This window comes from Verrucomicrobiota bacterium (genome assembly GCA_016871675.1).
In the GTDB taxonomy this organism is placed as follows: Bacteria; Verrucomicrobiota; Verrucomicrobiia; order Limisphaerales; family VHCN01; genus VHCN01.
The window spans coordinates 38,554-62,656 of the sequence record VHCN01000004.1; the positions used below are offsets into that span (position 1 = coordinate 38,554).

General features: G+C 64.4%; 21 protein-coding genes. 6 read left to right on the forward strand and 15 right to left on the reverse strand.

Annotated elements, in window-relative coordinates; all coding sequences use genetic code 11:
• Positions 1-171 precede the first annotated feature (171 nt).
• Positions 172-1,035 (forward strand): histone deacetylase family protein, encoded by an 864-nt coding sequence (locus FJ386_01930; GenBank protein ID MBM3875461.1) that lies wholly within the window; start codon positions 172-174, stop codon positions 1,033-1,035.
• Here the strand turns inward: FJ386_01930 and FJ386_01935 are convergent.
• From FJ386_01935 to FJ386_01950, 4 genes are all read right to left on the reverse strand, one after another.
• On the reverse strand, positions 1,013-1,942 hold the full coding sequence (locus tag FJ386_01935) for an ROK family protein (GenBank protein ID MBM3875462.1): 930 nt from the start codon (positions 1,940-1,942) through the stop codon (positions 1,013-1,015). The two genes, FJ386_01930 and FJ386_01935, sit on opposite strands and share 23 nt — an antisense overlap.
• Positions 1,943-2,030: 88 nt before the next feature.
• Positions 2,031-2,681, reverse strand: coding sequence for a bifunctional 4-hydroxy-2-oxoglutarate aldolase/2-dehydro-3-deoxy-phosphogluconate aldolase (locus tag FJ386_01940; GenBank protein ID MBM3875463.1), 651 nt, complete (start codon positions 2,679-2,681; stop codon positions 2,031-2,033).
• 307 nt (positions 2,682-2,988) lie between these two features.
• The gene (locus tag FJ386_01945) at positions 2,989-3,684 is read right to left on the reverse strand and encodes a tRNA (guanosine(46)-N7)-methyltransferase TrmB (GenBank protein ID MBM3875464.1); all 696 of its coding nucleotides are present in this window, start codon (positions 3,682-3,684) and stop codon (positions 2,989-2,991) included.
• 44 nt (positions 3,685-3,728) lie between these two features.
• Positions 3,729-5,414: a Gfo/Idh/MocA family oxidoreductase gene (locus tag FJ386_01950; GenBank protein ID MBM3875465.1), complete on the reverse strand. Its 1,686-nt coding sequence runs from the start codon at positions 5,412-5,414 to the stop codon at positions 3,729-3,731.
• Between FJ386_01950 and FJ386_01955 the strand changes: the two genes are divergently transcribed.
• Positions 5,413-6,468: a hypothetical protein gene (locus tag FJ386_01955; GenBank protein MBM3875466.1), complete on the forward strand. Its 1,056-nt coding sequence runs from the start codon at positions 5,413-5,415 to the stop codon at positions 6,466-6,468. The two genes, FJ386_01950 and FJ386_01955, sit on opposite strands and share 2 nt — an antisense overlap.
• Before the next feature lie 6 nt (positions 6,469-6,474).
• Here FJ386_01955 and FJ386_01960 read toward each other — a convergent pair whose 3' ends face one another.
• Positions 6,475-8,352 carry a hypothetical protein gene (locus FJ386_01960; GenBank protein ID MBM3875467.1) on the reverse strand — a complete coding sequence of 626 codons (1,878 nt, stop codon included), beginning with the start codon at positions 8,350-8,352 and terminating at the stop codon, positions 6,475-6,477.
• Positions 8,353-8,398: 46 nt separating this feature from the next.
• Between FJ386_01960 and rsmB the strand changes: the two genes are divergently transcribed.
• Positions 8,399-9,766 (forward strand): 16S rRNA (cytosine(967)-C(5))-methyltransferase RsmB, encoded by a 1,368-nt coding sequence (gene rsmB / locus FJ386_01965; GenBank protein ID MBM3875468.1) that lies wholly within the window; start codon positions 8,399-8,401, stop codon positions 9,764-9,766.
• 88 nt (positions 9,767-9,854) lie between these two features.
• On the opposite strand, the gene FJ386_01970 is transcribed toward rsmB, so the two are convergent.
• Entirely contained in the window at positions 9,855-11,366 is a 1,512-nt protein-coding gene (locus FJ386_01970; protein MBM3875469.1) for a hypothetical protein, read from the reverse strand.
• Between the two features lie 361 nt (positions 11,367-11,727).
• A complete protein-coding gene (locus tag FJ386_01975) occupies positions 11,728-12,567 on the reverse strand; it encodes a radical SAM protein (GenBank protein MBM3875470.1) in 840 nt (279 codons plus the stop codon).
• A 213-nt stretch (positions 12,568-12,780) separates the two neighbouring features.
• On the opposite strand from FJ386_01975, the gene FJ386_01980 reads away from it, so the two are divergent.
• Positions 12,781-14,742 (forward strand): hypothetical protein, encoded by a 1,962-nt coding sequence (locus FJ386_01980; protein ID MBM3875471.1) that lies wholly within the window; start codon positions 12,781-12,783, stop codon positions 14,740-14,742.
• Positions 14,743-14,878: 136 nt separating this feature from the next.
• On the opposite strand, the gene FJ386_01985 is transcribed toward FJ386_01980, so the two are convergent.
• Positions 14,879-16,471: a glucose-6-phosphate isomerase gene (locus FJ386_01985; protein ID MBM3875472.1), complete on the reverse strand. Its 1,593-nt coding sequence runs from the start codon at positions 16,469-16,471 to the stop codon at positions 14,879-14,881.
• A gap of 125 nt (positions 16,472-16,596) precedes the next feature.
• On the opposite strand from FJ386_01985, the gene FJ386_01990 reads away from it, so the two are divergent.
• The gene (locus tag FJ386_01990) at positions 16,597-17,169 is read left to right on the forward strand and encodes a LemA family protein (protein MBM3875473.1); all 573 of its coding nucleotides are present in this window, start codon (positions 16,597-16,599) and stop codon (positions 17,167-17,169) included.
• 57 nt (positions 17,170-17,226) lie between these two features.
• Here FJ386_01990 and FJ386_01995 read toward each other — a convergent pair whose 3' ends face one another.
• Together FJ386_01995 and FJ386_02000 are read right to left on the reverse strand one after the other, a co-directional pair.
• Positions 17,227-18,072, reverse strand: coding sequence for an ABC transporter substrate-binding protein (locus FJ386_01995; GenBank protein MBM3875474.1), 846 nt, complete (start codon positions 18,070-18,072; stop codon positions 17,227-17,229).
• A 13-nt stretch (positions 18,073-18,085) separates the two neighbouring features.
• Positions 18,086-19,039: a D-2-hydroxyacid dehydrogenase gene (locus FJ386_02000; protein ID MBM3875475.1), complete on the reverse strand. Its 954-nt coding sequence runs from the start codon at positions 19,037-19,039 to the stop codon at positions 18,086-18,088.
• A 132-nt stretch (positions 19,040-19,171) separates the two neighbouring features.
• Here FJ386_02000 and FJ386_02005 point away from each other — a divergent pair, with 132 nt between their 5' ends.
• The gene (locus tag FJ386_02005) at positions 19,172-19,540 is read left to right on the forward strand and encodes a hypothetical protein (protein MBM3875476.1); all 369 of its coding nucleotides are present in this window, start codon (positions 19,172-19,174) and stop codon (positions 19,538-19,540) included.
• A 13-nt stretch (positions 19,541-19,553) separates the two neighbouring features.
• On the opposite strand, the gene FJ386_02010 is transcribed toward FJ386_02005, so the two are convergent.
• The 5 genes from FJ386_02010 to FJ386_02030 all read right to left on the reverse strand — a co-directional run bounded on the left by FJ386_02010 (position 19,554) and on the right by FJ386_02030 (position 24,098).
• Positions 19,554-20,342 (reverse strand): prepilin-type N-terminal cleavage/methylation domain-containing protein, encoded by a 789-nt coding sequence (locus FJ386_02010; GenBank protein MBM3875477.1) that lies wholly within the window; start codon positions 20,340-20,342, stop codon positions 19,554-19,556.
• Between the two features lie 64 nt (positions 20,343-20,406).
• Positions 20,407-20,850: an acyl-CoA thioesterase gene (locus tag FJ386_02015; GenBank protein ID MBM3875478.1), complete on the reverse strand. Its 444-nt coding sequence runs from the start codon at positions 20,848-20,850 to the stop codon at positions 20,407-20,409.
• Positions 20,851-20,887: 37 nt separating this feature from the next.
• A complete protein-coding gene (locus tag FJ386_02020) occupies positions 20,888-22,156 on the reverse strand; it encodes a glycosyltransferase family 4 protein (GenBank protein MBM3875479.1) in 1,269 nt (422 codons plus the stop codon).
• A 101-nt stretch (positions 22,157-22,257) separates the two neighbouring features.
• Positions 22,258-23,523 (reverse strand): NAD(P)/FAD-dependent oxidoreductase, encoded by a 1,266-nt coding sequence (locus FJ386_02025; GenBank protein MBM3875480.1) that lies wholly within the window; start codon positions 23,521-23,523, stop codon positions 22,258-22,260.
• A complete protein-coding gene (locus FJ386_02030; GenBank protein MBM3875481.1) occupies positions 23,520-24,098 on the reverse strand; it encodes a hypothetical protein in 579 nt (192 codons plus the stop codon). Before FJ386_02030 ends, FJ386_02025 begins: the two co-directional genes overlap by 4 nt.
• Positions 24,099-24,103: the final 5 nt, after the last annotated feature.

Genomic DNA, 24,103 nt, shown 5'->3' on the forward strand with positions numbered 1-24,103 from the left:
GCGCGTCTTCACTGGCGCGAACCTAGCATCACCCGCCCGGCGCTCAAGCCAATAGTCCGCCCGCCGGGCTACGGAAGTTTACTTGCCCCGACCGCTCGGCTGGACCTCTGCCGCCGCGCGCGGTTGCATCGCGCCCGGGCTCGCGCCACACTGCGCGCCAGTCCGACCCTCATGAAGATCATCACCGACGAACGCTGCGCCGGTTACGCTTCCGCCGGGCATCCGGAACGGCCCGCACGCATCACGCGCACCCTCGAGCGGCTCCGCTCCCAAAAGGACCTCGCGCTCGAGTGGGTCACGCCGCTGCCCGTCGAGCAAGCCTCGCTCCTGCGCGCCCACTCGCCCGAGCATCTCAAACGCCTCGCCGTCCCCGTGGATTTCGACGGCGACACGCCCGCCCACAAAGGCATCGTCGAGCACGCCTCCCGGTCCGTCGGCGGCGCGTTGCAGGCGCTCGCCACCGCGCGCAAGGGCGATCATGCGTTCAGCTTGCTCCGCCCGCCCGGCCACCACGCGACGCGCACAACCGCGATGGGTTTCTGTTACCTGAACTCGATCGCCATTGCCGCCCTGGAGGCGCTCGCGACGGGGTCGAAGAAGGTCTGTGTCTTCGACTTCGACGTGCATCACGGCAACGGCACCGAGGCGATCCTCGTGGACCGGCTGGGCTGCACGTTCACCTCGATCCACCAGCATCCGTGCTATCCGGGGACCGGCACGAAGAACGTCGGCGTCAATTGCTTCAACTACCCTGTGGCACCGCGAACGCCACGGCTGGAATACCGGAAGGTCCTTCAACGCGCTCTCGACGAAATCAAACAGCAGAAGCCCGACCTCGTGTGCGTCAGCGCGGGCTTCGACGCTTACGCGCGCGACCCGCTCGCGCAGGAAACGCTCGAGGCCGAGGACTATCACTGGCTCGGCGAGAACATCCGCAAACTCGCCGTCCCCGCGTTCAGCGCGCTCGAAGGCGGCTACAGCGATGACCTCCCCGACTTGATCCTCGCCTATCTCAACGGCCTCGAAGGCAGGTAGCCGCGAGCAGGAGGGCGCCCGCCGGCACCGCGTCCTCGCCGAGCCCCGCCAGCGCCACGCGCGGACCGGGCCGAAACACTTCCATCACCCACCGGCGCAATGCCGCCTCGACACCGGCCCGCAGCGGCTCGCCCAGCAGCGACAATCCGCCGCCGACCACGATCACTTCCGGGTGCATCAAGTGCGTGACGTGCGAAAGCGCGAACGCGAGGTCGTCCGCCGTCTCGCCGAGGATTCGCCGCGCCGTGGCGTCGCCCGCCGCAAGCGCAGGCGCGAGATACCTTGCCTCGCCGCGCGTGGCTCCCGCGACAAGCCCCGCGAGCAGCCCCGAAGGCTCGCGCCGCGCCGCCTCGCGCACGCGCCGGTCCACCGCCCAGCCCGAACAACGATTTTCGACAACCGTGCCGTCGCGATCCAGGCGCACGTGGCCAATCTCGGATTCGCCCGGTTTCGCGCCGTGAAAAATCCGCCCATCCACTACAAGCCCGCCGCCCACGCCACTGCCGAGCGTGACGTAGAAAACCGGACTCGCCCCGTGCCCCGCACCGCAGCGCGCCTCGCCGAGCGCCGCGGCGTTCGCGTCGTTTTCCACCACCACGGGAACATCGCAAAGCCCTTCGAGCCAGCTTCGCAATCCGAAATCCGCCCAGCCCGCCACTTGATGCGAGCAACAAATCCTGCCCGTCCCGGCTTCCACCGGCCCGCCGAAACCCACGCCAATGGCCGCGGGCTTCGTCACAGGCAAAATCGAGCCGAGCGCCGCGGCGAGTTGCTTGCGAATCCCCCCGCCACCGGACGTCGCGTCCACCTGGAACCGGTGCCGCTCGCGGATGCAACCGTCTCCGCCGCCGACGGCCAGTTGCAGTTTGGTGCCGCCGATTTCGATTCCGAGGAAAGTGGAGTTCATCGCGCAGGCTTCACTCGATGGGACTCACGGGACCCAGCAGACCCGGGCGGCTCATCCGACCCGTCCGATTCGCGCAGCGCCTCCCCCATCACGCCTCCTTCGCCGCGCGCGCCAGCGCGACAAACTGCGCCGCCTGCCGCTTCAACTCGCCCCAGTTGTTCTCCGCGAGAATCCGCGGCGTCATCAACGGCGAGCCCACCCCCGCCGCGACGCAACCGGCCTTCAGGAAGTCCGCGATGTTCGCCTGCGTGACGCCGCCCGTCGGCACGATCCGCAAGTGCGGCAGCGGGGCGAGCAGATTCTTGATGTAGCCCGGCCCGAGCGTGTCGGCCGGAAAAACCTTGATGAAATCCGCGCCCGCCTCGTGCGCGAGCTGTGCCTCCGTCGGCGTGTAAGCTCCGAGCATCACCGGGCAGCCCGACGCGCGCGCCACCGCGGCCACGTCCGGCCGCAACACGGGCGTGACCACGAATTCCGCGCCGGCGTCGATCGCAGCCCGGCATGTGGCGGCGTCGAGCACCGTGCCCACGCCGACGACCGCGCCGGCGCCGAGGCGCGCGCGCGCGGCGCGAATCGCGTCGAGCGCGCCCGGAGTCGTCATCGTGATCTCGATCGCCACCACGCCGCCGGCGACGAGCGCATCGCAAAGCGGCGGCACCTGCGCGGCGCTCCGGGTGCGGACCACCGCGATCACGCCAGGATGGGTGAGCAGGTTTTCGATTTCGGGTTTCGAGCGCATCCGGATTTCGCGGGAGCGTATCGGACCATCCGCGCGCGCGCGAGCAGAAGGAACGTGCCGGCCGGCGACCGGGCTTCAGCGGAGGTCGAAGACGACGTTGACCACGGGCGACTCGCCGCGTTTGACCTCAACGACTTGTTCCTTGCGCCCGGCTTTGCGGTGGACGGCTTCCAGCGCAAACGTCCCCGGCGGCGGCAGCGGCACGCGGTCACTCAAGACTGTGTGCTGAAGTGGGGCGCGCCGCGTGCAACGACTTGTCGCGCTGTGAAACGCCTGGCTTCGCCCGGACGGGTCCACCCTGACCGAGTCAGGCGAGCCGTCGCCACGCGCACCGCCGGGTGGCGATGCCTCGGGCGTTGAAGTCGCGCTCGAAATCGGTCACGACGGCGGCGAGGTCTGCGGGCGTCTCGGCGGGCGTGAAGTCCGGGTTCGCGCCGAACGCCTCGATCACCTGCGCGAAGTAATCCGCGTCATCCGTGCGCAGATACGCGACGCCGCCGGGCGCGAGCGCCGCCGCGGCGATCCCGGTGAAGCGCGGGTTGACGAGCCGGTGCTTGCGATGGCGGCGCTTCGGCCACGGGTCGGGGAAATAGACGTGCAGCGCGGTCGCCCCGCCGGGCGGCAGGAGATATTCGAGCCCGTAAGCCGCCTCGATGCGCAGTGCGCACAAGTTTGTGAGCCCCGCGCGCCGGCCTTTTTTGTCGACCTTCCGCAGGCGCCCGAGCAACCGCTCGACCGCGATGAAGTTGCGCCCGGGATGCGCCGCCGCCCACTGCACGATGAACGAGCCGTCGCCGCTGCCGAGTTCGACTTCGAGCGGCTGCCGTTGGGGGAAGATCGTCGCGAGGTCGAGCCGCTCCAGGATGCTCGCGGGGCGATGGATGAGGGAATGCGGCGCGCGGACCGCGGATTGCCGAGTCTCGGAGAGATGTTGCACGGGTTGGCACGCGGCCTCACCGGACCCGCCGCGGGTGCCCGCGGCAGCGGCGAGGGTGTTTGTCATGGCCGTTGCGGGTGAAGAGCGCGCGAGCGCGGTCTGCCGCCGCGTTACGCGACGTCGAAAAGTTCCTTCGCGATGTCGAGCCGTTTGCGGGCGACGACGGCCTCGTTCGCCTTGATGGCGAGAATCGTCGCCTCGTAGCCCTCCTTCCATCCGGCGCCGGGCAGCAGCTTGAGGTCGGCGAGGTATTTCGCGAGCGCGGCCTTGTCGTTGGGATTGAAGGTGGCGACGAAATCCTCGACGGCGCCGCCGACTTCGTTGGCGTTGGCGAGGAAGTTTTCGAGCGCGAAGTTGATCGGCAGCTCGGTGAAGCTGGTTTCGGCCGCCGCGCTTTCACCGACGGCCGCGAGTTTCGTCGCGTCCATCACGAGCGCGATGCCGGTTTCCTTGTAGAAGATGTCCTTGCGCGCGTAGACCTCCCAGCCGAGCAGCGGCGCGTCGGTCTCCTTGAACATCCACGCCTTCTGGCCGCGGATCATCACGGCCGCGTCGGTCCCGTAAATCATGTCGTAGTCGTTGTCGAAGGAGTTCGCCAGCGTGGCGTCGTAGGTGAAGTGGACGCCATTCGGGAATTCAAACACGGCCTGCGCGGTGTCGGCGACATCGCGGCCGTCCGCCCAGTGAACGATGCTGCCAAATCCGGTGATCGCCGCCGGCCGGCCCCGCAGGAACCACGCCGTCGCGTCGATCTGGTGGATGCCCATCTCGCCGACGAGCCCGAGCGAGAGTTTCTTGTCGAGGCGCCAGTTGATGGCCTTCACGCGCTCGTCGTTGCCGGAGGTGAACCGCCAGCTCGTCTTCTTGTGCCACTGCGCGTGCGCCGACGCGAACTTGCCGCAGGCCCCCGAGCGGACGAACTGCAGCAGGAACAACCGCTGCGGGTCGGAACGCGTCTGGAGGCCGGACTGGAAGTGAACCTTGCCCGCGGCCTTCGCGGCGCCGGCGATCGCGCGCGCATCCTCGACCGTGTGCGCGAGCGGGACTTCGCAATAGACGTGTTTGCCGGCGGCGAGCGCGTCGAGCGCGATTTGTTTGTGGAGGTGCGTGGGCGTGGCGATGATCACCGCCTGCACGGTCTTGTCCGCGAGGATTTGCCTGTAGTCCTCGACTTGCTTCGCGTCGGGCGCGTTCGGTGCGGAACGGCGGAGCATGGCGGGATAATTGTCGCAGATGGCGACGACTCTGGCTTCCTTGCGCCGGTTGAGCGCGGCGAGGAGTTCGCGGCCCCACGTGCCGAGGCCGATGAGCGCGACGTTGATGGTGAAGTTGGGCGCCTTGGCGTCGATTCCGCCGGGCTTCTTGGCGTCCTGCGCGCGGAGCTCGACCGCGCCCATCATGCTCATGAGCGCGGCGAACGACCCGCCGCGGAGGAAGTCGCGGCGGTTGACATCGGGAGCGGGCGAATCGGCCGGCAGCGGCTGCAAGTTCATCGTGGCGGGATTGTTGCCAGTGCCCGCGGATGAACGCGAATGATTTTTTCCACGTCGCGGTCCAGAGGCACGCCGACGAAGTCGAGCGCGTTGCGGATCGCCGGCTGCGTGTTGTCGTCGCCATCCGCGCCGGGCACCAGCACCCCGAGGTCGATGACCGGGCTGGTGACCGTGGCGGCCAAGGCGCCGCGGGGGCGCGAGGGCGAGTGGCGCGGCGGGCGTGAGCCCCGCGAGGGACTTGAGCCACTGCGGGCGCGACGGGCGGTTCGGCGCGGCGTCGGGGGCGGTGGATTGTGGATTCATGGCGGGTGTCTCCTTCGTTTCCGTCGGGCGTTGGTTGCGTTGCGCCCGCGGCCCTTGCCAAATCCGCCACCCGGCGCACAATCTCCTCGCAATGAACCGCGCCTTGGCCACCGCAGTCTTGGTTTCCACGCTTGCCGCGCTCGCGTCCGCGTGTCGCGACGCCACGCCAGCAGCAGCGACACAACCGCCGGCCGCTGCATTGACGAACGCGCCCGCCGCTTCGACCCTTCACACAAACGCCGCGTCCTCGAACAAGGTTTTCACCGTCAAGGGCATCGTGGATCACCTCAAGGAAAACGGCCGCATCGCCGTCATCAAGCACGAAGCCATCCCGGATTACATGGAGGCGATGACGATGCCCTTCACCGTGAAGGAGCCCGCCGACCTGCGGAACCTGTTGCCGGGCGCGACGGTGCTTTTCCGCCTCGTGGTCACGGAGGACGACAGTTGGATTCAGGATGTTGCGCTGCTTGGCGGGAGCAAGCTGCCCGAGACGCCCGCGCTCAAGTCCTTCCGGCTCGTTCGGGATGTCGAGCCCCTGAAAGTCGGCGACGCGATGCCGGACTACCGCTTCACCAACGAACTCGGCCGCGCGGTGAGTTTCGCGGACTACAAGGGCCGGCCGTATGCGTTCTCGTTCATCTTCACGCGCTGCCCGCTGCCGGATTTCTGCCCGCGGATGAACCAGAATTTCTCGAAGGCGCTCACGCAATTGAAAGCCGGACCGGCCGCGCCGACCAACGTCCATCTCTTCTCGATTTCGTTCGACGTGGGCTTCGACTCGCCGGCCGTGCTGCTCAACTACGCGCGCCGCCACTCCGGCTACGACCCGCAGCAATGGAGTTTCCTCACCGGCGCGCTCATCGACATCGACGCGGTCACCGAGCAGTTCGGCCTCGTGTTCCGGCGCGAATCGGGACGGATCGATTTCGACCACAACCTCCGGACGGTCGTGGTGAACTCCGCGGGAAAAATCCAGGCGATCCTCATCGGCAACACGTGGAAGCCCGACGAACTTGTGTCGGAGCTTGTGAAAGCCGCAGCGGTGAAGTAGCAGGACCTACACGCTGGCGACCGGCTCGACGGGCGTCTCCGCGACGGGCGTCTCCGCGGCGGGCGCGGCGGGCGGGATCACCACCTCGATGTGCTCGATGCGGTAGCGCTTCTTCGCGCCGTCGAGTTCGAAGTCCACTTCATCGCCAACGCGGTGGTTGAGGAGGGCCTGCGCCAGCGGGCTCAGGTAGCTGACGATGCCATGCTCTGCATCGAAGTCCCACGCGCCCATCAACGCGTAAGTCTCCGCCTGCTGTGTGTTCAGGTCGGTGACGCGCACCCGCGTGCCGATGCCCGCCGCGTCGGCGCGGGCGTCCGTGAAGTCCGTGCCGCGGGCGCGGCCAAGCTGGTTCTCCAATTCGTGCTTCCGGCGCATGAGGACCTTCTGCATTTCCTTGGCGGCCTTGTATTCGTGGTTCTCGCGCAAGTCGCCGTAGCTCCGGGCGATGGCGATGTCCTTCGAATTCGCCGGGATCTTTTTTTGCACCAGCTCGGTGTATTCGTTGCGGCGCCGGTCGAGGCTGTTCCATGAGACAACGAACGCGGCGTCCTGCTTGGTGTGCTCGCCGCTGATGAGCGGCTGGATCACCGGATAGGCCTTGACGATGCGCGCGAGCAGCGAACGCTTGTCCATGTCATCAAAGCTCGGCGAATGCTGCAGCGCGCGCGTGAGGTCCTTGATGACCTCGATGTCCGCGGACTCGATAAGTTCCACGAGCAACTCCTGGTCGCTCATGATGAAGTCGCGCAGCCGGTTGGACTTCTTCTCGTTGAACTGGTCGCGCTCGATCGCCGTGACCATCGCACGGAAAACTTCCGGCCCGAGGATGTCCGCAAACGTGTCGGATCGCTCCTTGGCGAGCCAGAGCAGCAACTCGCTGCTCGCCTGGTGCTGGCTGATGAGCCGCGCCAGGCGGTCCTTGAGCGACTGCAACAAGCCGTCCGCGTTGAGTGCGTTGACGCATTCGCTGCACGTCTTGGCGGAGACGTTGTTGAGCAGGTCGAGCACGGCGTCGACCCAGCCGGGGTTCGCGGTGCGGATGGCTTGCAGCGCTCGCTTGTGCTTCGCCGCGGGGAGTTGGTCCAGCAACTGCGTAAGCCGCGGGTTCTGCCGAAGGATCGAATCGGAGGTGACCTCTCCGGCCACGGGCTGCTGCCCGGCCGCGCCGCGCAGGTCGTCGCGCATGAACACCGCCTCGAGCGCGAGCGCGGGTTGCGTGCGCTGGTGCGACACGATCTCGGTGTTCAGCAACGCAACCGCCTCGTTCACGGACGCCGCGCGGTCTGCGAGATCCGGCACGCCCTTGAGCAACTCGGCCGCGACCACGAGCCGCGCCTTCAAGCCCTTCGCCCCGCGGAATTCGCCCATGAGGCGGTCCTGCACCGACACTTCGGCGGCCTGATAGGTGACCGGGTCGGTCTTCTTCAGCGGCACGACGAAATGGCCGTCCTTCTTCATCTCGCGTTTCGCGACTTCGAGCCACTTCTTGTAGTCCGAGGTGATCACATCCGGCACGAGCACCTGCTGGATTTGCTCGAGCGTGGCCTTGCCGCCGAAGCTCTCGATCACGAGCTTGATCAAGTCGAGGTGATGCAGCGCGGCCATCTGCCGCAACGCGCCGAGGTCGGCGGCCTTGCGCGCGAGGATGTGCTCGCGCGGGATGGCCTTGAGCGACTCCGCCGCGAAGGTCAGGTCCATCGAGTGGCCCGGCTTGGTCTGGAAATCGATGGTGAACCGCGCGAACACCGTGTCCACCGTGGTGATTTTCCCGAATCCCCAGCTCCGGTGCATGCAATAGCTGCCCCGGGCGAGCACCACCAGCGGGTCGATGTGCTTGGTGTTGATCTTCCCGGCGGCGGCAAGTTTCTCAAACTCTTCTCTCATAACGTCCTGTTTTCCTCGCGCCCCTCATGGGGTTCGCTATTCTTAGGTGGTGCCGTTTCAAATACCAAGAGAAAATCCGGAATCGCGCCGCGCTCCCGCACCGCCCGCGCGTCCGTCCCCGCGGCAACTCGCCTTCGAGGTGCTCGTCGAGCGCGAGCGCGGGACGGACTTCACCGAGGACCTGCTCGAGGACGCCCTCGATTGCGCCCGGCTCGCCCCGCAAGACCGCGCGCTGTGCCAGGAACTCGTCTTCGGCATCGTCCGCTGGCAGGCCGCGCTCGACTGGCTCATCGCGCACAAGACGCAGGGCCGCCGCCAGCTCCTTCCCGTGCGCGTCATCCTCCGGCTCGGCATCTATCAACTCTTCTGGCTCGACCGCATCCCGCAGCACGCCGCCGTGAGCGAGAGCGTCGAACTCGCCCGATCCAACGACCTCGAGCCGCAAGCCAGCTTCGTCAACGCCGTCCTCCGCACCTTCACGCGCGAGATCGAACCCACGCGCCTTGCGCTCGACGACCTCAAGGCCCGCGAGCCCCACCTCGGCTGGTCGCACCCCGCATGGCTCGTCCGCCGCTGGCTCGCGCGGTGGAGCGCGGACGATTGCGCCCGCCTCTTCGCATGGAACAATTCCCCGCCTCCAACGTTTGCCCGTGTCAACACCCTCAGGTGCGACCCCGGCACGCTGCTCGAAAAATGGCGACACGAAGGCGTCGAATACGACTTTGTCCGCCGCGACTGGGTGCGCGAGAACTTCCTCTTCAAACTCAAGTCCCACCCGCCGCTTGGCCGGCTCGAGAGTTTTCTCACCGGGTGCTTCTACGTGCAGGACCCGAGCACGCTCCTCGCCGTCACCGAGCTCGCGCCGCAGTCCGGCGAAACCATCCTCGACCTCGGCGCCGCGCCCGGCGGCAAGACCACCGTCATCGCCGCGCGGATGAACAACGCTGGGCGCATCTTCGCCGTGGATGACTCGCCCGCGCGCATCAGGTTGCTCAACGACAACTGCCGACGCGCCGGCATCAACTGTGTCGAGACGACCTCCGATCCCACGACCGCCACGTGGATCGCCCGCCACGGCTTGTTCCACCGCGCGCTCGTGGACGCGCCGTGCTCGAACACCGGCGTCCTGCGCCGGCGCGTGGACCTTCGCTGGCGTCTCACCGAGGCCGACCTCTCGATCCTTCGCGCGACGCAGCTCGAACTGCTCACGCGCGCCGCCTCGTGCCTCAAGCCCGGCGGCACACTCATCTACAGCACGTGCAGCCTCGAGCCCGACGAAAACTCCGAGGTTGTGAACGAGTTTCTCTCCGCGCACAAGGAGTTCACGCTCGAACGCGAGCGGGAGTTGCTGCCCTTCCGCGACGAGACCGACGGAGCCTACGTAGCGACGCTCCGGCGCCGTGGAGGCGGGTAGCCGGCGGGTTCCGAGCGCACTTTGCACTGCGTTGCCAGTGCGGCGCGGCGACACCGCGTCCGCCAAGGCACCGTGCGTTCAAAAGATTTCACCTCCACTGCGACCACCACTCTTCGAATGACTCACGCTCACGCGCGACGACGATCTTGCCGTCTTCGTGCCAGAGCACCGCGGCAAGCCCGTGCGAAAAACGTGTCTCCCACGGCACATGATACGCGCCCGCCTCCATCCACACCAGGTGATCGCCCGCGCGCAACGTGTCCGGCAACTCGAACCGCCCGAGTTGATCGAACGCCATGCACGTCGGTCCGTGCACCGCCGTGGGCACGCGCTTGCCGCGCCGGTTCGGAAGCGTGAACACGCGATGCCGCTCCCAGTTTGACACGAGCGCGCTCAACGTGCGCCCGCCGTCGCAGATGAGCTGGCGAACCCCGCCGCGCTCCTTCACGTCGAGCACCTGCACCACCAGCACCCCCGAACGCGCGAGCACGAACCTCCCGTTCTCCAGCCACAACTCGCGCAAGCCGGGAAACAACGGCAGCGTGCGCTGAAACACCGCCGCGAGTTCGCGCAGGTCGAACCTCGCTCCGAACGCCCTCCCGTCGTGCGCCCAAGTAAACGGCGGGGGCAACCCGCCACCGCCGTCGAGATGCAACGGCTGGAATTTCGCCGCGCGGCAGACTTCCGCCGCCTCGCGAATGGCGCGCTCGTAAGTGCCCGCCCCCGCCACGTTCGTGCGCAGGTGAAAGTGCAGTGTCTCCGCTTCAACGCTTGAACGCTTCAACGCTTCGACGGCCTTGACCAGTTCCGCCCGCTCCATCCCGAACTGCGTCGGCCACTTCGGATTCTCCGGGTCGTGTTCGAGGCTCGTGCGCAAGCGGACGCCGCAACGCCAGCGGTGTTGCTTCGCGAGCGGAAGCAGCGCCTTGAGTTCGGCGGGCGAGTCGAAGTTCACCCGCAGCCGCGGCGCGGCGTGTCGCGGGAGCCAGTGATGCTTCGCCGGGCCGTTGAGGAGAATCTGGTCCGTTTCGAATCCCTCGCGTCGCGCCGCAAGATACTCGAACTCGCTCACGACCTCGATGGGCCGGCCCTGTTTGCGCCACCAACGCAGCAGCGGCGCGACCGGCTGCGTCTTGCACGAAAGCCAGTGGCGGACAGGGAGCGCACGCGCCTCGCGTGCGACGGCCGGCGCCTCGCCGACCGTTTTGCCGCGGCGAGACGCCGTGGTGTGCAAGCCGGAGGCTTGCGCTCCCCTGCGTGCTTCCGGCCCGAGCACGCGCAGTTCGTCGAGCGCCTCCCGCACGGGGCCGGCGGAAAAGAGATAGAACGGTGTCGCTTGAGACGAGACCACGCTTGCAGCCAGTGTGCGCCAGAAGCGGACTTGGGGATCAACGGTCGCGCCAGTCTCCCTGTCGCGATTCATGGCGCGAGAACAAGGTTCTTCGCGCTCGCGCGGTCCCTTTGAAGGATGACGAAAGACATCCAAAGCGAACTGCCGGGCGGTGGTGGCTTGCTGCATGCGATGTTGATTGCGTAAGCGCGACCCGGCTTGAGCAGGTTGACGAGCCTGGGCCCGGTTGGTGAATTGTTCAAAATCCATGCGTTTGGCAACCGGTGCCTTTGAAGCCAGTTGCGTTGCTGTGCAGCAGGCACCTCGAACTCAGAGACCAATCTCGTGCCCTCAAGGACACGCCCCGTTCCCGAAAACAATCTGCCGGGCTTTGGGTCTGATTGCGGTGATTGCACTGAAGCTTCAGGAATCCCCAGCACGAAGTGGAAGGTTCGCGCCGGTGGCATTCGGAAGGACGCGACGAAGCTGCCAGAAGAAGTGACCGCCAACTTTTCCGGCAAGACCAAATGTGCGTGGTCGTATGCCAGCTTGAACCAGGCGCACGCAGCCAAGAGCAAACCACCGACGACAAGCGTCGGAGCATGCTTGCGAAGTTTGGCGCCGGCTTGCATCACTCAAACGCCACCACCGCCAGCCCCGTCCGGCTGCGGATGACTTCCGCCATCGCTTCAAGTTCGCCGCGGGTGAGCTTGGTCACGTAGGGCTCGGGCGTCGGGCGCGCGATGGTGTAGGCATGCACTTCCTTGATCTGCGCGCCGTCGCGCTTAAGTTCGCTGAGACGGTCGCAGTAGGCGGCGAGTTCGGCCGGCGGCATCGGCTCGCCGCGCACTTTCATGAAAAGGCTCTGGATGATGATGGGCCGCGCGCGCGCCGTGAGCAGCAAGTTGTGCAGGATGCGGTCGAAGCGCACGGTGGTCCGGTTGATGAGGTGGAAGTAGCCCTCGGTGCCCGCGTCGAGTTTGCCCCAGACTTCGCCGTTGTTCGCGTCCATGACGTCGAGGCCGCGGCGCACGTCGGCCTTGTCGAGGCCCGCGGCGTCCGTGATGAGGACGATCTTGGTCCGGTCAAGTCCTTCGGACCGCTTCACGTCAGCGACCGCCTGCACGCACTCGGCGAAGTTAGCGATCATCGTGGGCTCGCCGTCGCCGCTGAAGGCGATGTCCTTGATGTTGCGCGTAAGGAAGGGCGGAAGCTCGCTGAACTTCGGTTCCTTCGCCAGGCCACCGTCGCGAGCGAAGTGGATCATCGCAGCCAATTCGTCGCGCATCTGGTTGAGATCCACGTTGGAGACCTTGCCGGGGATCTTGCGGTCCACCTCGCAGTAGATGCAGTCGAAGTTGCAGACTTTGTCAGGATTCAGGTTGATGCCGATGGAGAGTCCGCCCGAGCGACGCGAGATGACCGGATAGACAAACGTGAAGTCGCTGAACTGCCGCGCGTGATCCTGCACCGCGGCATAGGAGGGCTTGATTTGAACCGGTGCCTCGGCCACGGCGGAACTGTAGGCGGGAAGGCTCGCGGGGCAAGTTCCGAAGTGGCAGGCTGAGCCCGAACCCTTGCGGTCCGATCTGAACTCTCGGCTTGAGGGCGGCGGCATTGCTTGTGAGACTTCGCGTTGGGCACGCTTGCACTTCTGGTTCCAACCGTCGGCAAGGCCCTGTCCATGAAGAGACCTCCGCCACTCCTCTACATCGCGCTGATAGTCCCATTGCTGTTGCTGGGCGGATTGTATTGGAAAGTGGTGCGCACGGAACCAAAGGCCCAATCCGCCCCGAAGCGCGTAACCCCGCACGGCGCCGGTCGCCCCAAACCCGTCGACATGTTCATCATCCCGGGCTTGCGAGGTCCTACGAACCGCACAATCATCCCGCCGCCAATTCCGACGGATTGGAGGGCATACTCCGGTGGCACGACCAGCCGATTGGCGATTCTCCTCACCCAAACCAACTCGGCTTGGCTCGGATTGACGCACGGACTGGAGTCAATCGGCGTTCCATTTCGCGTAACAACTGACTGGCGGACTGCGTCGAAGCACGCTGTCGTATTTGTTTATCCTGAAGTTTCAGGAACTGTGCTTCAATATGATGCCCTTCAGGCACTTGCACAAATACCTCGCCGTGGAGGAGCGCTGCTTGCTTGCGGTGTTCTTGGAGGCGGATTGAACGAGACATTTGGTTTTGGAGAAGCGATCCCTTCGAAGTCTCATTCAGAGGTTCGATTCGCCGTTACGAACTTGCACACGGCGGAATTCACCGATCCCCGTGAGTGGACATTTCGGATCGCGAATCCAAGAAACTCACAGGCAACCGCTGGCAGTTACACCTTCATCGGCGAGGTGTCAGGCACAAAGCGGCCCAGGGAATCGAACTTTCAGCCACTCGCTGTCTATGAAGACGGAACCGCCGCGATCTCGCAGCGTCACTTTCCAGGCGGAGGCGCCGCCTACGCGTTCGGTTGGGATCTCGGGAACATCATCTTGATCGGACACAACAATCGCGAGGAAGGCATCGCTCGCGCTTACGTCAACCAATTTGAGCCTAGTTTGGATGTGCAACTAAGGTTGATCCGCAGCATTTATCGGCACGGACAACCCGGCGCCGTGACACTCGGGACCGTTCCATTCAATCGCTCGCTATCCATCCTGCTTACGCACGACGTCGATTACTCCAAGTCGCTCTCGAACGCCATCGAGTTTGCATCCGTCGCCAAGTCGGCCGGAATCAAATCAACCTTCTTCGTCCAAACGAAGTATGTCCGGGATTACGAAAACGACATCTTCTTCCATGACCAGGCAATTCCGCTGCTGAAGCAACTCGTTGGAATGGGGATGGAGGTTGGCAGCCATTCAGTGGCTCATTCACCTGTTTTCGCAACATTTGAATCCGGAACTGGATTGGAAACATACCCGGACTATGCGCCATTCGTGCGTGACCGAAAGACCACTCGAGATGGCACAATCCTCGGGGAACTCCGGGTCAGCAAGTTTCTTCTCGAGTCGGCAACACGGACCGCAGTCCGATCCTTTCGCCCAGGTGAACTGTCAAATCCGTATTCCTTGCCCGAATCGCTCCATGCCGTCGAAATCCTTCACTCATCTTCGGTCACGGCTAACAGTTCGCTAACACACTTCCCGTTCAGGGTGAACTACTCCCGCCGACAAATGACCGAGCTACCAATTGTTGAATTTCCAGTATCAATTGAAGATGAAGAACTTCCTAGGTTAATTGATCGGTCCGATCAGGCCATGGCCTTGGCAAGGCGACTCGCAAGATACGGTGCGATCATGGTTCTGCTTGTTCACACGGATTCTGTAACTCACAAACTGGATTTTTCGAGCTCATTTATCGATCGAACGAAATCGGCAGCTTGGTATGACACTATATCGGGATTTGGAACATGGTGGACTGCTCGAAGTGGGGCGCAAATTGACATTTCAATCGAAGCTGACCGGTGCGTTGCAACGTTGACCAGCAGTCCATCGGCGAAAGGCCTCACAATCTTCAATCCAAATGGTTTTAGGTTCGACTCCGCTGTCCCACCAGATGCCAACCTCACAATCTACGAGAATCAGGTTGTGATCCAATCTGCAAATCAAACTCATTCACTCAGGTTTAAGCGACGTTGACCTATCCTAGGTTCGGAATCACGTCGTCGGACGGTCGAGCATCCAAAATCTCCGTGCTTGAAGTTCCACGTGGAACGGAAGTCGATGTTTGCCGCCACTTGACTGGTTTTGGCTCTGGATTCCAAAAATGCGAGATTCAAGTGGAGCAGAACCTAGCGTTAATGATCGGGCTGCCTTGGTCCCTGTCGACAACGATACGGCCGCTTGCGGCAAGTTGAACGCATATTCTGAGCACAGCTTCCACATCCGCATCGGTTCCGAGCTTGGATGCGATATCTTCAACCGTAAGCCATTTGGATTTGCACCCGGTGAGCAACCTTATCACATTAACCTGCGTCTCGAGGTATCGTGAAGCAGCCTGCTTCCCGGCCTCAACACCTGGCTGATGGTAGGCGTTCACATCAATGATCGAAGCGTATAGCCCAACCGCGCGTTCGAAAAGTGCGATTAGCGATCCGATCGTTCGGGCGTTAGCTCGATTCAAAGTGATGGTCACGGATTGCCGTCCGCCGTCAGTGAGTGCTTCTCGCGTGCCGTGCATGAACCCTGAAAGGTAGTCAACTGATCTGATCATCGGGTCAACCTCGATTGATGCTGAATCATTTGGTTCCAGCACTTCAATGAACGTCACAAAAAAATTGTCAATGCCATCTCTAAGTTGTTGAATATACGCATGTTGATCAGTTGATCCCTTGTTGCCGTAGACCGCAATCCCTTGGTTCACCGGAGTCCCAGCTCGCGTCTTGGATTTCCCAAGAGACTCCATCACAAGTTGTTGTAGATACCTCGAGAATAGCACAAGCCTGTCTCTGTAGGGCAAAACAACCATGTCACGCAACCCTTGGCCATTGCCTGATGCAAACCACATCGCTGCGACAAGTGCTGCTGGGTTCCGCATAACGTCCCGGTGCCGAGTAAGTTGGTCACAATCTCGTGCACCCGCCAGCAAACCAGTGACGTCGATGCCTTGAAGCGCTGCGGGAAGCAGTCCGACTCCCGACATCTGGCTCGTTCTGCCACCTACCCAATCCCACATTGGGAATCGAGCGAGCCAACCCTCACCCTCTGCAAACTTGTCGAGTTCGCTCCCGGCCCCGGTTATGGCAACGGCGTGCGGGGAGAAACGCAAGCCCTTCGATCGATATCGGGCCATCGTTTCGATCATGCCATTTCGCGTCTCCTTCGTGGCACCGGACTTGGAGACTACCAAGCACAAGGTGGTGCCGAAATCTCTAATCGTCGAGAACACACGTTGCAATCCATCGGGGTCAGTGTTGTCGAGGAACGAGATTCCCATCGGCGAACTGGCTGGCTCGCAAAGCGCGTCTGAAACGAATTGAGGCCCCAGAGCCGAGCCGCCGATTCCGATCAGAATCACGTGATCGAAACGACCATTGGTTCCACGAATTTCACCCCGGTGGACTTTCGCGGCGAATTCGATGACTTGCGCCTGAGTGCGCGTGATGTTTTCCGCGATGGATTTGGTCGGCGCGAGTTCCGGCGCTCGAAGCCAGTAGTGGCCGACCATCCGGTGCTCGTCCTTGTTCGCGATGGCGCCTGCTTCCAACTCGGCCATCTCGTGGAATGCTCTCTCGAATCGCTGCATCATCGACTCCAAGAAGGAATCGTCGAAGTGCATTCGGCTGATGTCGAGTGAGAGCCCGATCTCCGGATACTCACGGTAATACCTTTTGAATCGCGCCCAGCGCTCGTGGTTTTCGATTCTCATGATGCGGTCAGGCTACCGCACGGGCCGCCATGCGTGAACTTGAAACTTGCGCGCCCTACAAACTGCACCCGGACTTGTAGGATCGCCGCTGTTGCAAATCCAGCTGCAGCGCCTACTATCGCGCCATGTCCACAATACCAATACTCCTCGTTGTCGTGGTGGCCCTCGTCGGCCTGGCAATCATCATCGGCCTCTGGCTCATGGGCTGTTACAACGGACTCGTGAAGCTGCGCCAGGTCGTCCGCAACGCCTGGGCGCAAATCGACGTCCAGCTCAAGCGCCGCCATGACCTGATCCCGAACCTGGTCAACACCGTGAAGGGCTACGCGGCGCACGAGAAAGACACGCTCGAGCGCGTCATCAACGCGCGATCCCGCGCCACGAGCGCGACCACACCCGCGGATGCCATCAAGGCGGAGGGCGAACTCACCTCAGCGATCGCCCGGTTGCTTGTCGTCTCGGAAGCCTATCCCGAGCTCAAGGCGAACCAGAATTTCATGTCCCTTCAGGGCGAACTCTCCTCGACCGAAGACCGCGTCGCCTTCTCGCGGCAAGCCTACAACGATTCTGTGCAGCAACTGAACACGGCCATCCAGACGTTTCCAACGGTGCTCATCGCGGGGATGTTTGGCTTCAAGGAAGAGCCGTTTTTCGAGACGCCCACCGAGCAGAAGGAAGCGCCGAAGGTTCAGTTCTAATCCAGCGAGCGCCGGAGGCCGCGCGCGGTCGTGGGCGAGAATCCGCTCCTCGCGGCGTCATTCCACGAACTCCAGCGCCGGCGCGCGCGGAATCAACCCGCGCTCGTGCGCCCGCGTGAGGAATCGCCGGATGCTCTCGCGCCCGCGCGGACCGTAGTCGAGCGTCCAGTGGTTCACATACATCCCCACGAACTTGTCCGCCAGATCGCGTCCCATGTCGCGCGCGAATTGCAACGCGTGCTCCACAGCCTCCGCGCGATGGGCGAGTCCGTAACGGATGCTGTCCGCGATGATTCCAGCGACTTGCCGGCGCACTTCCGGCGTGTGCCGCTTGTGCACCACGTTGCCGCCGAGGGGCAGCGGCAGCCCGTCATTCTCCGCGCCCCACCACAGGCCGAGATCCGCACAGCCCACGAGCCCCTCGTTCTGGAACGTGAGTTGGCCCTCGTGGATGATCAGCCCCACATCCGCGGCGTCCGAGCGCACCGTTTCGAAGATGCGGTCAAACGGAACGACCACGTGTTCGAATTCCTCCGCGCGACGGCCGAGCCAGAGTTGCAACGCGAGAAACGCGCTCGTCATCTTTCCCGGCACAGCGATGCGCAACTTGGAAATCTCCCGGCGCGAATGCCGCCGCTTCGAGACGAGCATCGGCCCGTAACCATCACCCATGCTTGCGCCGCTCGGCAGCATTGCATACCGGTCGCACACGTGCGCGTAGGCATGGATGCTGATCGCCGAGATGTCGAGCTCGCCGCGCGTCGCGCGTTCGTTGAGCGTCTGGATGTCCTGCAGGATGTGCTCGAACTTCAGCCCGTGCGACGGCACGAGCTCCTTCGCCATCGCGTAGAACATGAAGGCATCATCCGGATCGGGCGAATGGCCGAGCGTGAGGGTGTTCATCGCGCGCGAGGCATCAGTTCACCACATTCCTCGGCGTGCCCGCGAGGAACGCGCGCACGTTGTCCATCGCCGTGCTCATCAACCGCGACCGCGCCGCGCGCGACATCCACGCGTTGTGCGGTGTGATGATGCAATGCTTCGCCGTGAAGAGCGGGTTCCCGGCGGGCGGCGGCTCCGTCGAGAGCACATCAAGTCCCGCGCCGGCGATGCGGCCCGTGTTCAGCGCATCCGCGAGCGCCGCCTCGTCCACGAGCGGCCCGCGGCTGGTGTTGAGCAGGAACGCGCCTGCTTTCATCCACCCGAGCCGGGTCGCGTCCACCAGTTTGTCCGTCTCCGGTGTCAGCGGACAGTGCAGGCTCACCACGTCGCTTTGGCGGAATAGTGTTTCAAGATCCGCGAACTCGACGCCCGTCGCCGGCTCGCCCGGCGGCGTGCGCGTGAACGCGAGCACGCGCATCCCGAATCCCCGCGCCAGCTCCGCCACGGCGCGGCCGATGCGGCCAAATCCCACCACACCCATCGTCAATCCATCCAGTTCCACCAGCGGGAAGTCCGCGAACGCATAATCCGGGCACGCCGCCCAGCGACCCTCGCGCACTGATGCCGCGTGATGACCCGCGCGGTTCGCGAGTTCAAGCAGCAACGCGAACGTGTGTTGCGCCACGGACCGCGTGCCATACGCCGGCACGTTGCAGACGGGAATCCCGCGCTCGCGCGCCGCGGCGGTGTCCACGATGTTGAAACCCGTTGCCAGCACGCCCACGTAGCGCAACGCCGGCAGCGCGGCCAGGCTCGCGCGCGTGAGCGGCGTCTTGTTGGTCAGCACGAGTTCAGCGCCCGCGGCGCGCTCCACCACGAGCGCGGGCGCCGTGCGCTCATGAATCGCGCACTCTCCGAACGCGCGCAACGCGTCCCAGCTCAAGTCGCCTGGGTTCAAAGTGTGGGCGTCGAGGACGACGATTCTCATGCGGGCGCGAGAGTAATGAAGTCGCGCGAGAACGCAACGACTGCAAAACACGCTGAACACGGCCGCCAGCGCCACCGTGCTTCGCCGGGAGAATTCCGTTGAAGCACTGCCGGGCAATTGTAAGATGCCCGCATGAAGTTGCTTCGCACTGCGATGCTCCTCGTGGCGTTCGGCGCGTTGGCGTGCCGCGACAATCCGGGTTCCACCCCGGCCGCGCCCGTCGCCGCGCCGCCGCCCAAGAATGTGCCGACCGTTCCGGCGGCTGCGCCTGCGGCCCCCGTGGTTTCGCCCGGGGATTCGAAGCCCGCGAAGGATGAGAATCCCGACCTTGCGGCGCTCAACGCCGCCTACAAGAAATTCTGGCAGGAAACCCAGAGCCCGCCCGCCAACTTGGAAATCCTCGTCAAGCGCGGCTACTTGAAATCAATGCCAGTCGCGCCGAGGGGCAAGCGCTTCGTGCTGAGCTGGGAGAAGATGGAAGTCACGCTCGCGCCGGAGTGAGCCGCGCGTCGGCTCACAAGTTGCGCGGAGTGCCGTTCACGTTGCCGAGGAAGTTGAACTTGTTCGACCGGACTTCGGGGTAGGTCCACGACTCGGCGTGACCGTCGATGAAGGTCATGTTGCACCGAAAGCCGACGTGCCTCGCGGCGGGTTGCTGCTCGGGTTCTCCGGTGCCGGTGTTGATGGTCCACACGGTTGGCGCGCCCACCCACGGGCCGGTTGCATCGAGCGCGCCCCCGCCCCGAATCGCAATCCACGGCTTGTAGCCGGCCTTGGGATTATTCTGGGCCAGCGCGCGCCCGGCATCACCCATCAGCCAGATTTGCGTCGTGCGAAGAATCTCGTCGAGCCGCCGGCTCCCGAGTCGAACCGTGCTTGGCGGTGTGTTGGAGGCGTAACGAATGATCGTGTCCTCGATGGGCGCGTAGCCCTCCCATGTCCCTCCCCAACCCGCGCGAATCTGCTCATCGGTCGCCTCGGGACACCGCCAGATGCCGTTGCGATTCGTGAACGCGGGGAGATATCGCATGGGCACCAGGGTCTCGTAATACCACTGGCCCCCTGCAACGCCGGGTGCAAGGGAGTAGAGGTTGATGAGCTTGTTGTCAAAGTCATCCGCATACAGCAGGAAGGTCGTGCCGATCTGCTTGATGTTGTTCATGCACTTCGTGGACTTGGCCTTTGCCTTCGCCGACGCCAGCGCGGGCAGCAGCAGTCCCGCGAGGATCGCGATGATGGCGATCACAACGAGCAGTTCGATGAGCGTGAAGGCCTCGCGGCGCGGTTGGTTCGTCGGATGCATGATGGACTGGAGCTTCTATTCACCGTCAATCGTAGGGTGGAGGTGGCGGTTCGCAATTCATTTCTCACTTCAACGCCTCGGCGGGCGCGACTTCGATTTGCGCCGCGATGAACTCCGGGATCGGCGCGGCGCTCATCTTGCCCGTGGCGTCGCGCGTCACGCACACCACCGTGAGCCGTCCGCGCGCGACCTCCAATTGCGGCGTCGCGTTGAGTTTGCGGAAGCGAAATTCGTAGGTCAGCGCCTTGGTTTTCTTCTCCGCGACGAGCAGTTGGATTTCCACCTCGTCCTCGAACCGCAACGGGTGCCGGTAGTCGCAGGTCACGTGGACGCGCGGCCAGCCCGCCGGCGAATCCGTGTCGCGCATCACGATCGAAAACCCGAGCGAGCGGAAAAACGCGTGCTCCGCCGTCTCCATGTAGCGGAAGAAATTCGAGTAGTGGACGATGCCGGCCATGTCCGTCTCGCTGAACTCCACGCGGCGCACCGCTTTGAACTCGTAGGGCATGGCTGACGTTCAAAGTTCGGGGTTCAAACTTCAAGGTTCAAAATTTCGCCGCGTCCTGGAACACCTTCACCATCTCGCGCGCGAGGTGCCCGACGCTGAATTTCTCGTAAACCGCGTGGCGGCCCTTGTCGCCGAGCGCCCGGGCGTGCGCGGGATCCAGCAGCAGCGACTCGATGCCGGATGCGAGCGCGGACGCGTTCGCATCGCACACCACGCCGCCGCCCGTCGCCTCGATGAGTTCCGGGAAGGATGCCGCGCGCGGTTGCACCACGGGCACGCCCGCGGCCATGGCCTCGATGAGATACAGCCCGAATGCCTCGCCGTAAACCGCCGGCACGCTGAACACCGATAGTGCGTGGAAGAAATCCAGCTTCCGCTCTCGGTCGAGGTTCGGGAAGAACTCCGCATCCGCGAGCACGCCCGCGGCGCGCAGCTTTGCCGTCTGCTCCTGCACGAAGCCCTCGTCTCCCGGACCGCAGCCGCCGCCGATGTGCAGGCGCAGGTTTGGCACCTTGCCCCGCTGCTTGATCGCGATGAAGGCGTCCACCAGCACATCGAGCCCCTTCTCGCGGCACATGCGCGCGAAGAAGCCCAGCACCGGCGGGCCCGCGCCTTGCACGTGCGCTTCCGACTCTCGCACCATCGCGTAGCCGTCGAGGTTGATGCCGTTGTGCACCACGCGCACGCGGCCGCCGGGCAGGCCGAGCCGCCCGGTCATCCGGTCCGCAAAGTAACGGCTCGGCGCCACGAGCGCATCCGCCTCTCGCGCGCGCTCCGCGAGCGTGCGCCACACGGCCGTGCGATGCGGCTCCGGCATCGCGTCGAGAAAGTAGTCCTCGCCCTGCAACGTCACCACCACGGGACAGCGCAGCTCGGACTTCAGCCTGCGCACGAGCCCCGCGAGCATCGCGTTGGACAGGCAGATGGCATCGGGCCTGGGCTGCGACTTGAGGAACGCGATGAGTCCGTCAAGTTCGCGCGCCTGGTTGCCCTCCTCGCCGCGCAACATCGAGAGCGTCAGCTCGGCGACATCCTCGGGCCGCGTCTTGGCCGCCTTGCCCGCGGCCCACTTGAGCAGCACCGGCGAGGCGAGCATGCCGTGAAGCCACGCCGGCGCGCGGCGGAAGAACGCGGTCTTCTGCTCCAGATACACGTTCACGCCGCTGAAGAACATCGGCGTGCCGCGCGACTGGTCGTCCTCGTCGAGCGTCATCGGCAGGTAGAGCGGGATCATGAGCACGTCGTGGCTCATGCCGCGCAGCGCCGCCACGAGCGCGTTGTCGCGGAAACAGTTCCCGCAATACATCCCGCCCGCGCCGGGGGTGATTTGCACGAGGGTCATCGGCCGTAATGAGTAACGAGTAATGCGTCCATGGGCAACCGGCGGTTGTAATGACGCGCCAGGCATTACTCGTGAGGGATCGGCAGAGCCGGCCCACCCACAGGCAGGTCCTCCGGCAGGGGCGCGAATTCCCTGACTTTGTTCCAGAGGCTCGTGAAGTCCTTGTTCACATCGCCGCTCAGGCAATCGGTGATTTCTCCGGCGGCGTCGGGGTATTTCATGATCACGTCCTTGAAGGAGAACGCCGGATTGTAAAACGCGTAAACCAGCTTGCGCATGTTCTCGACGCCCTGGCGCAGCGTGGTTGCGTAGGGCGCGAAGCGCGATGGCGAGACGTCGCGCGCGAGCAGCGCTTCGTGCACGGCATCGCCGGCCATCACGCCGCTCTTGAGCGCGAGCATCAGCCCGCTGCTGAACACGGGGTCGAGGAACGCAAACGCGTCGCCGACGAGCAGCAAGCCCTCGCAGCCGCAGTGGCGCGAGTGAAAGCTGTATTCGCTCGTGACGAAGTAGTCGCCCTCCGATGCGCCGATGGAGAGGTGGTCCTTGATCCAGAGGTTCTCCTCCACCTCGCGGTGGAAGATGGCCTTCAGGTCCTTCACGCCGCCGCGCGTGAGATACCTGCCCTCGGCCACGACGCCGACGCTGACCCGGTCGTCGTGCATCGGGATGTGCCAGAACCAGCCCTTGTCCGGCACGAACGCGACCGTGGTCTGCCCCTCGTCAATGCCCGGTTCGCGTTTCGAGCCGCGGTAGTAGGTCCACACGGCGACCTTGTTGAGATACGGATCGTTCATGCGCCAGCCGTTGCGCACGGCGGCGAAGGCTTCTTTGCCGGTGCAGTCGAGCGTCATCGGCGCGCGGAACTCGGCGGTCGCGCCGGACTTCAACAGCGCGCGAACACCGGCCACGCGGCCGTCCTCGCAAAGCAGCTCCTTCACCGTGGTTTCTTCCAGCACCTGCGCGCCGCGGTCGCGCGCGTGGTCGAGCAGCATCTGGTCGAACTCGCTGCGGAGCACCTGCCACGTCTGCGCGACAGTCTCGCGGTCGTAGCGGTTGAAGAAGTAGAAGGGCTGGCTGGCCTTGCCGTCGGGCTGCACGAACACGACGCTGTATTTCTTCTGGAAACACGACGCCTTCATCTTCGGGATGAGGCCGAGCCGCTCGAGCGGGCCGTAGGTGAACGGGATGAGCGATTCGCCGATGTGGTATCGGGGAAATTTCTCGCGTTCGAGCATCAGCACGCGGTGGCCGTGCGCGGCGAGGATCGCCGCCGCGCTCGAGCCCGCGGGCCCGGCGCCGATAATGAGCGTGTCGAAGCTGGCGTTCACTTCAACGCGGGCGGGAGGATTTCCACGATCTCGGCCAGCGGACGCTGCTGCGGGTCCCAATGCGTGTTGCGCCGGCCGAAGAGCGTGTGCGGACCGCCGAGGCCGAGCACGGAGTTGATGAATGTGTCGGACTGCACGCGCAAAAACGCCTTGGGCCGGCTCTCGTGCGCGACGGCGCGTTCGTCGAGGATGCGCCCAAGCGGCACGCGCTCGGCGAGGATGTCGGCCTTCGCCGCGGGCGGGAACAGCGCGAGGTTGATCTTGATCGCGCCGAACTCGACCGGCCGCCCGTCCTTGTCCGTCACGAGCAGGACCTCGCGGAAGTAGAAGTCATCGCGCTGCTGGCGGCGCAGCACGCGGATGTGGATGGTGTCGCCGTGGAACTTCTCGAGCGTCGGCGTCATGTCGTCCTGATGCACCAGCAGCGTCCGGAACGGCTCCGGCACCTCGTCGCCCCGGACGGCCTCGATGACCGGCAGCGCCAGGCCCGCCTGCGTGTAAAAATCGTCCAGAGGATACGCGAGGGGGAGGGCGACTGGAGTCGCCGGAGAACCGGATGTCGTCTGGTTGGTCATGGCCG

What these genes read in the sequence shown, in the direction of transcription:
- FJ386_01930 (MBM3875461.1), top strand. Translation starts at nt 172, where the DNA reads ATGAAGATCATCACCGACGAACGCTGCGCCGGTTACGCTTCCGCCGGG.
- FJ386_01935 (MBM3875462.1), bottom strand. Translation starts at nt 1,942, where the DNA reads ATGAACTCCACTTTCCTCGGAATCGAAATCGGCGGCACCAAACTGCAA.
- FJ386_01940 (MBM3875463.1), bottom strand. Translation starts at nt 2,681, where the DNA reads ATGCGCTCGAAACCCGAAATCGAAAACCTGCTCACCCATCCTGGCGTG.
- FJ386_01945 (MBM3875464.1), bottom strand. Translation starts at nt 3,684, where the DNA reads ATGACAAACACCCTCGCCGCTGCCGCGGGCACCCGCGGCGGGTCCGGT.
- FJ386_01955 (MBM3875466.1), top strand. Translation starts at nt 5,413, where the DNA reads ATGGCGGGTGTCTCCTTCGTTTCCGTCGGGCGTTGGTTGCGTTGCGCC.
- FJ386_01950 (MBM3875465.1), bottom strand. Translation starts at nt 5,414, where the DNA reads ATGAATCCACAATCCACCGCCCCCGACGCCGCGCCGAACCGCCCGTCG.
- FJ386_01960 (MBM3875467.1), bottom strand. Translation starts at nt 8,352, where the DNA reads ATGAGAGAAGAGTTTGAGAAACTTGCCGCCGCCGGGAAGATCAACACC.
- FJ386_01970 (MBM3875469.1), bottom strand. Translation starts at nt 11,366, where the DNA reads ATGGATTTTGAACAATTCACCAACCGGGCCCAGGCTCGTCAACCTGCT.
- FJ386_01980 (MBM3875471.1), top strand. Translation starts at nt 12,781, where the DNA reads ATGAAGAGACCTCCGCCACTCCTCTACATCGCGCTGATAGTCCCATTG.
- FJ386_01985 (MBM3875472.1), bottom strand. Translation starts at nt 16,471, where the DNA reads ATGAGAATCGAAAACCACGAGCGCTGGGCGCGATTCAAAAGGTATTAC.
- FJ386_01990 (MBM3875473.1), top strand. Translation starts at nt 16,597, where the DNA reads ATGTCCACAATACCAATACTCCTCGTTGTCGTGGTGGCCCTCGTCGGC.
- FJ386_01995 (MBM3875474.1), bottom strand. Translation starts at nt 18,072, where the DNA reads ATGAACACCCTCACGCTCGGCCATTCGCCCGATCCGGATGATGCCTTC.
- FJ386_02000 (MBM3875475.1), bottom strand. Translation starts at nt 19,039, where the DNA reads ATGAGAATCGTCGTCCTCGACGCCCACACTTTGAACCCAGGCGACTTG.
- FJ386_02005 (MBM3875476.1), top strand. Translation starts at nt 19,172, where the DNA reads ATGAAGTTGCTTCGCACTGCGATGCTCCTCGTGGCGTTCGGCGCGTTG.
- FJ386_02010 (MBM3875477.1), bottom strand. Translation starts at nt 20,342, where the DNA reads ATGCATCCGACGAACCAACCGCGCCGCGAGGCCTTCACGCTCATCGAA.
- FJ386_02015 (MBM3875478.1), bottom strand. Translation starts at nt 20,850, where the DNA reads ATGCCCTACGAGTTCAAAGCGGTGCGCCGCGTGGAGTTCAGCGAGACG.
- FJ386_02020 (MBM3875479.1), bottom strand. Translation starts at nt 22,156, where the DNA reads ATGTATTGCGGGAACTGTTTCCGCGACAACGCGCTCGTGGCGGCGCTG.
- FJ386_02030 (MBM3875481.1), bottom strand. Translation starts at nt 24,098, where the DNA reads ATGACCAACCAGACGACATCCGGTTCTCCGGCGACTCCAGTCGCCCTC.